The 4,021-nt window shown below is 71.7% G+C and carries 5 protein-coding genes; 1 reads left to right on the top strand and 4 read right to left on the bottom strand.

Annotated elements, in window-relative coordinates:
* Nucleotides 1-154: 154 nt before the first annotated feature.
* Nucleotides 155-910, top strand: a complete 756-nt coding sequence (locus tag B9S61_RS09565) for a hypothetical protein (protein WP_103541879.1) — start codon at nucleotides 155-157, stop codon at nucleotides 908-910.
* A 599-nt stretch (nucleotides 911-1,509) separates the two neighbouring features.
* Here B9S61_RS09565 and B9S61_RS09560 read toward each other — a convergent pair.
* The 4 genes from B9S61_RS09560 to pcaC all read right to left on the bottom strand — a co-directional run.
* Nucleotides 1,510-1,917 carry a DUF6278 family protein gene (locus B9S61_RS09560; RefSeq protein ID WP_103541878.1) on the bottom strand — a complete coding sequence of 136 codons (408 nt, stop codon included), beginning with the start codon at nucleotides 1,915-1,917 and terminating at the stop codon, nucleotides 1,510-1,512.
* A gap of 82 nt (nucleotides 1,918-1,999) precedes the next feature.
* Nucleotides 2,000-2,779, bottom strand: a complete 780-nt coding sequence (locus tag B9S61_RS09555; protein WP_103541877.1) for an exodeoxyribonuclease III — start codon at nucleotides 2,777-2,779, stop codon at nucleotides 2,000-2,002.
* A gap of 157 nt (nucleotides 2,780-2,936) precedes the next feature.
* Entirely contained in the window at nucleotides 2,937-3,572 is a 636-nt protein-coding gene (locus tag B9S61_RS09550) for an MBL fold metallo-hydrolase (RefSeq protein ID WP_103541876.1), read from the bottom strand.
* A 47-nt stretch (nucleotides 3,573-3,619) separates the two neighbouring features.
* Nucleotides 3,620-4,021 (bottom strand): 4-carboxymuconolactone decarboxylase (gene pcaC / locus B9S61_RS09545; RefSeq protein ID WP_103541875.1); only part of this gene is annotated, 402 nt, incomplete at its 5' end.

Genomic DNA, 4,021 nt, shown 5'->3' with positions numbered 1-4,021 from the left:
TCCGCACCTCCGGTTAAGGGCCGTCCGCGCAGCTTAGTTCGTCGCCATGCTCTCGTCAGGGAGGTCGCGAGGTGTGCCGGGCCGGGGGTCGGGGGCGGTCCGGGCACCCGGGTGTCGAACACGGGTTTGCGTCGGACCGCTAGCATGCGCGCCCATGACCGACGACGTACGCAATATCGTTCTGGGTGTGCTGGCCACGGGCGTCAGTGCCGCGCTGGGCTGGATCGCCCGCACCTATCTGTGGAAGCGCAAGCTCCGGCGCAAGCAGGCCTTCTTCGGTCTGCCGGAGAACTCCGAGTCACTGCTCGTCGTCAACCGCGATTCGGCGACGGCGGAACCGGCGGTGCACCGGTTCGACGTGTTCGCGCTGCTCGAACTCTCCGCGCTGATCAAGGACTGCGGGGCGCATGTCCAGGTGGTGACGCAGGACGCGGCGCACCAGGGCTTCGGCGAGCGGACCGAGTTCTGTGTGGGCGGTCCGGCCTCGAACCGGCGGATGGTCGCCCATATGGCTGCCATGCTGCCGGGGGTGCGGGTCAACGTGGACCCGGAGCCGGGACCGGACCGGGGCGCGTTCCAGATCGGCTCCGAGCGCTACCGCATGGACCCGGGCATCACCGAGTACGTGCTGCTGGCCCGGCTGACCGTCGGCGAACGGCACGAGACACGGCCGGTGTTCCTCTTCTGCGGCCAGCGCGCGATCACCAACCAGGCCGCGACCCGTTATCTCGCCCGCAACCACGAGCGGCTGGCCCGCAAGCACGGGCCGAACTCCTTCGTCCTGCTGCTGAAGGTGATCAACTCCCAGGCCTATGGCCCCGATGTGGTCGAACTGGTCGGGGACGTGACCAAGTCGGCGCAGACTCCGCTGCCCGCTCCCGCCCCGCGCAAGACGCACCGGGCGGAGTGAACCCGGCCGGCACTCCCACCGGCCCTTCCGCCGGCACCCGGCCGGCACTCCCCGTCCGGCGCGCAGCTGACCTTCTTCTCGCCGGCGGACGACCCGTCGTGCTGTCGGTTCGCCGCGCGAGCAGTGATCTCCGGCTGCCGCCGGACGGGACTGGCCGATGTGACCGCCGCCCCGCGGGCGAGGTCCGCGGTGGGCCCCTCCCGGCGGCGGCGTCCGCGCTCCTGCCGCGAAGTCCCCTCTCCCACCGGGACGGAGGGAACATCGTAGTCGAGGCCAGGACGGACGGGTCTGCCGGTGTCACCCGCTCAGTGCTGGAGAATCTTCGCCGGTACCGGCGCGCGGCAGCCGCGCCGTCGCCCTGCCCATGGTCAGGGCGATGTTCCGCGGCATACGCGGGTCCCCGAAGTACGTACTGACGTCTCGAAGTTCGTTCAGCGGATCGACGGCCATACCCACCCCTACTCGTCCTCAGCCGTGCGGTGGTCGCCGCAACGTATCCAGGCAAGATCGCCGGGATGGCGCGACACGCACTCTCCGGGCATTAGCCGTATTTACGCCGGGCGGCGGGCGGGAGGGGACGGAAGCCGCCGGCCGGGGATTCACGCCTCCGCGACCTCCGCGTACAGCTGGGACAGTTCGGGTGCCCCGCTGGCCGCCCACTCGTGTCCCGAGTCCACGACGTCGAACTCCCGGCCGGAGACCAGCCGTACGACCGGCTGTCCGTCGGAGCGGATCTCCCAGGCGGCTCCCGGTACGGTGCGCACGATGACGGTGCCCAGATACAACCCCGCGTCGTTGCCCAGCCAGTCCGACGCCTCCTCGTCGTCCCGCCAGCCCGGAACCAGCTGGTCCAGTGCCTCCAACGAGGCCGGGGTGTCGTCGAGTCGGACCCCCGCCCGGTACGCCTGGGAGCGCAACAGTTCACACTCGGCCAGGAGTTCGGCGATGCCTTCGGGGTCGGGCAGCCCGCCCTTCCGGCGCCGGCTGCCCAGGAAAGGGATGTTCATACCGACAGCCTGTCATTCGTAACGCCCCGGGCACCACAGGCGCGCGGGGTCGGCCGACGGCCGGCGGCACCCCACGACACGTCTACACGTCGAGGTCGACCACGACCGGAGCGTGGTCCGAGGCACCCTTGCCCTTGCGCTCCTCACGGTCGACGTAGGAGTCCTTGACCGCCTTCGCGAACGGCGCGTTGCCGTACACCAGGTCGATGCGCATGCCCCGGTTCTTGGGGAAGCAGAGCTGGCGGTAGTCCCAGTACGTGTACGGGTGCTCGTACTTGAGGGGGCGCGGGACGACGTCCGACAGGCCGGCCTCGCGCAGGGAGGCGAGAGCGGCGCGCTCGGCGGGAGTGACGTGGGTGGAGCCCTCGAAGGCGGCCCGGTCGTACACGTCGTCGTCCGTCGGTGCCACGTTGTAGTCGCCCATCACCGCGAACGGGCGGCCGCCCGCCGCGTCACCGGCCACGGCGGCCTTCAGCGCCTCGAACCACTGGAGTTTGTAGGCGAAGTGCGGGTGGTCCACCTCCCGCCCGTTCGGCACGTACACCGACCAGACGCGGACCGGGCCGCAGGTCGCGGAGATGGCGCGGGGTTCCACCGAGCCGTCGTAGCCGGGGTCGCCCGGCAGCCCCCTGACGACGTCCGCCAGGCCGGCCTTCGAGAGCACCGCCACGCCGTTCCACCGGCCGGTCGCGTGCACCGCCGACTCGTAGCCCAGTTCACGCAGCTCCTCCACCGGGAACTTCTCCTCGGCGACCTTGGCCTCCTGGAGGCACAGCACGTCCGTGCCGCTGCTCTCCAGCCAGGCCAGGAGCCTCGGCAGGCGGGCGGTGATCGAGTTCACGTTCCAGGTCGCGATGCGCATGTCCCACAACCTACCCGCAGGGTCCGACAACGCCCGCCCGCGGCCGGTCGCCGCCAGCCCGCCGCCCGCCGCCACCCGGCCGGAGCCCGTCGCCACGCTCCCGACGGCCCTCGGCGACCCCTTGCCGGCTTCTCGGCTTCTCGGCTTCTCGCCGGTCTCAGAGCTCGGCCGCGCCGCCGGGTGCGAGCCGCAGGTGCTCCGCGCCGCCGAGGGCGCCGATCTGGCGGTCGTAGACCGGACGGGCCAGGTCGGTGAGCAGGGCGTCGTGGATGTCGTAGGCACGCCGCGGCCGCACCTCGCGGACGTAGTCGATGACCTCGGAGATCTTGTTCCAGGGGGCCATGACCGGCAGCATCAGCGTCTCGACCGGGTGGTCGGGGACGGTGAGCGCGTCGCCGGGGTGGAAGAGCTTTCCGCCGTCGACGAGGTAGCCGACGTTGGTGACGCGCGGGATGTCGGGGTGGATCACCGCGTGCAGTTCGCCGTGGACCTGGATGTCGAAGCCGGCCGCCGTGAAGGTGTCGCCGTGGCCGACGGTGTGCACGCGGCCCGGGAAAGCGGCCGAGACCTGGTCCGCGACGGACTTCAGCGTCCAGATCCCGGCCGCCGGATTCGCCTCCATCGCCGCGCGCAGCCGGCCCTCGTCGAAGTGGTCGGGGTGCTCGTGGGTGACCAGGACGGCGTCCGCGCCGAGGGCGGCATCCTGCTCGCTGAACCCTCCGGGGTCCAGGACGAGGACGTGGCCGTCCTTCTCCAGCCGGACGCAGGAGTGCGACTTCTTCGTGAACCTCATGGTTCCATCCTGCCCCCGCGCGCACCGCCGCGCGGGGCGCCCCCGGCTCACTCCTGGGGCGTGGTCTCCTCCCGGACGACCTGCTGCGCCACCCGGAAGGCCCGGTTCGCCGCCGGAACGCCGCAGTAGACGGCCGTCTGCAGCAGCACCTCCTGGATGTCGGCCGGGGTGAGCCCGTTGCGCAGCGCGGCCCGGATGTGCACGGGCAGCTCCTCCACATGGCCGCCGGCGACGAGGGCGGTCAGGGTGACACAGCTGCGGGTGCGCCGGTCGAGCCCGGGACGGTCCCAGACCTCGCCCCAGGCGTAGCGGGTGAGCAGCTCCTGGAAGGCGCCGGAGAACTCGTCGGCCCCCGCCAGCACCTGGTCGACGTACGCGTCGCCCAGCACCTCCCGGCGGACCTTGATCCCGGTGTCGTACGGATCGGGCCGGCCACCCGGCGCCCGCTG

Origin of the sequence: Streptomyces sp. SM1 (assembly GCF_002910825.1) — a bacterium.
Taxonomy (GTDB): domain Bacteria; phylum Actinomycetota; class Actinomycetes; order Streptomycetales; family Streptomycetaceae; genus Streptomyces; species Streptomyces okerensis.
Note: the sequence above shows the minus strand (reverse complement) of the source record. Positions and strands in the feature narration are given on the sequence as shown.

Bases quoted from the DNA above. Each gene is read 5' to 3' on its own strand.
- B9S61_RS09550 (WP_103541876.1), bottom strand. From the start codon at position 3,572: ATGAGGTTCACGAAGAAGTCGCACTCCTGCGTCCGGCTGGAGAAGGAC.
- B9S61_RS09555 (WP_103541877.1), bottom strand. From the start codon at position 2,779: ATGCGCATCGCGACCTGGAACGTGAACTCGATCACCGCCCGCCTGCCG.
- B9S61_RS09560 (WP_103541878.1), bottom strand. From the start codon at position 1,917: ATGAACATCCCTTTCCTGGGCAGCCGGCGCCGGAAGGGCGGGCTGCCC.
- B9S61_RS09565 (WP_103541879.1), top strand. From the start codon at position 155: ATGACCGACGACGTACGCAATATCGTTCTGGGTGTGCTGGCCACGGGC.